Source organism: Vibrio sp. 10N.222.49.C9 (assembly GCF_041474985.1).
In the GTDB taxonomy this organism is placed as follows: Bacteria; Pseudomonadota; Gammaproteobacteria; order Enterobacterales; family Vibrionaceae; genus Vibrio; species Vibrio crassostreae_C.
Window position 1 is genome coordinate 1 of the sequence record NZ_JBFRVD010000493.1, and the last position, 326, is coordinate 326.

The 326-nt window shown below is 50.0% G+C and carries 1 protein-coding gene; it reads left to right on the forward strand.

Going from position 1 to position 326, the window contains the following annotated elements; translation table 11 throughout:
* Positions 1 to 326 (forward strand): sigma 54-interacting transcriptional regulator (locus AB4585_RS24145; RefSeq protein ID WP_372171288.1); only part of this gene is annotated, 326 nt, incomplete at both ends.

Here is a 326-nt window from a genome sequence, read left to right on the forward strand (position 1 = left end):
GTATTGGCAAGCTTGAACATGCGCAAAACGGCACGCTATTTCTTGATGAGATAGAGTCGATGCCAATGCAGGCACAAATAAGATTGCTACGGGTTCTGCAAGAGCGCGCCATTGAGCACGTCGGCTCAAACTCCCTTATCCCAATTGATATTCGCGTTATCGCCGCAACAAAAGTGGACCTCAAACAAGCAGCCCAACAAGGCAGTTTCCGAGAAGATTTATACTATCGCCTGAATGTTGTCACCCTAGAGCTTCCCCCTTTGAGGGAGCGAAAAGAAGATATTGCGACCCTGTTCCACCACTTCCTACTCGTTGCCGCCTCGCGC